6 protein-coding genes are annotated in these 2658 nt (G+C 28.1%); all 6 read right to left on the reverse strand.

Annotated features, from left to right (window positions below):
- Positions 1–87: 87 nt before the first annotated feature.
- Complete coding sequence (locus KKA81_17525; GenBank protein MBU2652731.1) at positions 88–258, reverse strand: type II toxin-antitoxin system CcdA family antitoxin; 171 nt, start codon at positions 256–258, stop codon at positions 88–90.
- 555 nt (positions 259–813) lie between these two features.
- Positions 814–954: a hypothetical protein gene (locus tag KKA81_17530; GenBank protein MBU2652732.1), complete on the reverse strand. Its 141-nt coding sequence runs from the start codon at positions 952–954 to the stop codon at positions 814–816.
- Between the two features lie 78 nt (positions 955–1032).
- Positions 1033–1302, reverse strand: coding sequence for a hypothetical protein (locus KKA81_17535; GenBank protein ID MBU2652733.1), 270 nt, complete (start codon positions 1300–1302; stop codon positions 1033–1035).
- Positions 1303–1436: 134 nt separating this feature from the next.
- Positions 1437–1640: a hypothetical protein gene (locus KKA81_17540; protein MBU2652734.1), complete on the reverse strand. Its 204-nt coding sequence runs from the start codon at positions 1638–1640 to the stop codon at positions 1437–1439.
- A 1-nt stretch (position 1641) separates the two neighbouring features.
- A complete protein-coding gene (locus KKA81_17545) occupies positions 1642–1809 on the reverse strand; it encodes a hypothetical protein (protein MBU2652735.1) in 168 nt (55 codons plus the stop codon).
- A 27-nt stretch (positions 1810–1836) separates the two neighbouring features.
- The gene (locus tag KKA81_17550) at positions 1837–2079 is read right to left on the reverse strand and encodes a hypothetical protein (GenBank protein ID MBU2652736.1); all 243 of its coding nucleotides are present in this window, start codon (positions 2077–2079) and stop codon (positions 1837–1839) included.
- Between the last annotated feature and the right edge of the window lie 579 nt (positions 2080–2658).

The raw sequence follows: 2658 nt of genomic DNA on the forward strand, positions 1-2658 counted from the left end.
TGACAAACAGGAATGTGACGCCTGAAAATGTCAGCAATATTATTCCTGTCAGTTTTGTTTTTTCTCATGAATATTGAACCATACAATTTAATTCACCCCTTCCCTGATAAGTTTATTATACATCTTCTCATTAACAACGCCGGCCCAGTCCTTTAAAGCCTTGTTGCAGATTCTTGAAGCATTAAGATTGTACCTGCGAATTGTCTCTATCACTTCAGGTTCCACTGAAATAGTAATCCTTGTTCTTGTAATAGTCATTTTTAATTGTTAACCTCATCGAGTATTTAAGTTATTTAATTTAAATACTTTTCTATTTGAATTTATTATTAAAAAGTAATAACAAAGTATTGAACCTTTCCCTGACCCTGAAAAGGAGAGGTCTGTTATACTGCCTGAAAGAATTAATGTAGACCTTATCACTATACTCGGGGTTGTTGTGCAAAATACGAATAATTAATGGTTTTTTCATTGCAACACCTCTAAATCACTAATATCCAATTCACTGCAAAAACAGGAATCATTAAAAATTAATTGAAAACAAACAGGACAATGACTGATGGGTTTAGGCATATTCATCTTCTAAACCTCCAACACCCAATTCAATATGTCAATCTTAATTATGCATTCATCAATTCTGCTCATATTTCCTAATTTCATATAACTCCTTTTATATCCTTCCAGAATTATTTTTAAATCCCTAATCTCATCCTCAGTTCTCATCTGTTTCACCTCGTAAGTCTTTTGCTTTACACTCGCCTTTTAGTGCTATTAATCGGCCTTGTTCATCAAATTCTGCTTCTGTTGTTGTATGTATCATTGTTTTGCCTCTTTTAATTTCTCGATAAGAAAACTTAATCTATTAGAAAAATAAAATTTATTTTCCTCATCTGTGCAAATATCTAAAATATCCAATGATAATTCGATTAATAATTCAATAATCTTTTCTTGTTTCATCTTCTAAACCTCCTATTATTTCTAATTTCATTTAATGTTTCATTTAGATAATCCTTTTCAAGTATTCTTTCATATTGTTTATTCATCTTCTAAACTCTCTCCGTTCATTAAGAACCTTGCCTTGAATGGTTTTATTATTCCTTTCTTTTTTGTTGCTATCTTATTTGCCTCGAGAATTAACTCCGCCATATAAGTTGGATTAAATGATGAACCTAAAACTATTGTCCCTGATGTATCCATTATGTCAGTTATCTCTTTTGTAAAGATAACGACTTCAGCTCTAAATCCCTCACAGGCATTATTATCAACAGAAATGCTAACTTCATTTCCGTTAATCCATTCCTTCATACATATATGTTTTTTCATCTTCTAAACCTCCTTAATCAAATAATGTTGGATGATGTTTTTTTAAACATTTTGAACAAACTATCCATTCTTTACCAAATAAATTCGTTGTTTCATTTCCGCATTCTTCGTAATTTTCACATTTCATCTTCTAAACCTCCTGTTATTTTCAAACTATATCTAATAAAATCAACAGATATAAATATAAAGAGAAATAAGAAAAAACTACCCATAACAACAATTTCAATATTTATATCAGGATTTTTAATAGGAAAAGTATAATACCACAAAACAAACCAACAAACAACAACTAAACTACAAATTAATTCTTTAATTTTCATTTCAAATCTCTTTTTTTTCGTGAATTTCAATAACTACTTTTATATGATTTACTTTTTGTTTCATATCTTCATATTTAACATACCACTTCATAAATGTAGCTAAATCATTATAATTATCTCTTCCGAATAAATTACATTCCATATCTATGTTTCTAATTTCAATTTTCATCTTATTTTCCTCCTATTATTTTAGTTTTTAATCTATTAAATCATTCATAATCCTAATCCTAATCTTTTCCAATTCAATAGGATTATTAATTAAGAATCTCTGACGCTCACACACAGCAAACCATTTAATTTTTTCACGTTCGTTCAACTTCTTCTTAACCTTTGGATTGGAACGATATTTTTTTTGTTGAAGCAATATTTTCTCCTTATTTTTAACATAATAATTCTTGAAATGCAACCTTCTTTCCTTAATACTAAGTTCTTCTTTCATATTATTAATCATTCTTCTAAATCTTCTTTAATACTTTAAATGCTTGTTCCACTTCTTCTTCTGTTGCACATATTCCACCTATCCCATTAATAATCTCATATGCTTCTTGTTTATTCATTGTTGCACCTCTTTAAATTCTATTTCTTTTGTATCTATTCCATCCCAATAATTTTTAGAAAAACATTTTTTACAATAATTACTTAAATGTCTTTTCCAATAAATATATTGTTCTGTTAATTCATTTTTACAAATGTGACATTTCATTTTCTAAACCGCCTTAAACTTCTTTCCAAAAAACATTTTCTACATTTTTTAATAAATGGTTTTTCTTTTGTTGAATTATCTATATAATCTCTACTTAAATGTGGTAAAGTTTTACTTTTTTGTGTAGTCCATTCATTACCACATTTACATCTATAAAATGTTTCATTTTTCATTTTCTAAACCTCCTTAATTCTCTTTTCTGCTTTTTTACAATCTGTAAAACTTGTTAATATACCCATCACATAAATCTCTTTGTGTTCTAAATACTTTTTTCCACTACCATTTAAGGTAGTTCTCTCAACTATTTCACGCCCA

It is taken from the genome of Bacteroidota bacterium (assembly GCA_018831055.1).
In the GTDB taxonomy this organism is placed as follows: Bacteria; Bacteroidota; Bacteroidia; order Bacteroidales; family B18-G4; genus M55B132.

Coding starts and splice junctions, on each gene's coding strand:
- KKA81_17525 (MBU2652731.1), bottom strand. CDS start 258: ATGACTATTACAAGAACAAGGATTACTATTTCAGTGGAACCTGAAGTG.
- KKA81_17530 (MBU2652732.1), bottom strand. CDS start 954: ATGAAACAAGAAAAGATTATTGAATTATTAATCGAATTATCATTGGAT.
- KKA81_17535 (MBU2652733.1), bottom strand. CDS start 1,302: ATGAAGGAATGGATTAACGGAAATGAAGTTAGCATTTCTGTTGATAAT.
- KKA81_17540 (MBU2652734.1), bottom strand. CDS start 1,640: ATGAAAATTAAAGAATTAATTTGTAGTTTAGTTGTTGTTTGTTGGTTT.
- KKA81_17545 (MBU2652735.1), bottom strand. CDS start 1,809: ATGAAAATTGAAATTAGAAACATAGATATGGAATGTAATTTATTCGGA.
- KKA81_17550 (MBU2652736.1), bottom strand. CDS start 2,079: ATGAAAGAAGAACTTAGTATTAAGGAAAGAAGGTTGCATTTCAAGAAT.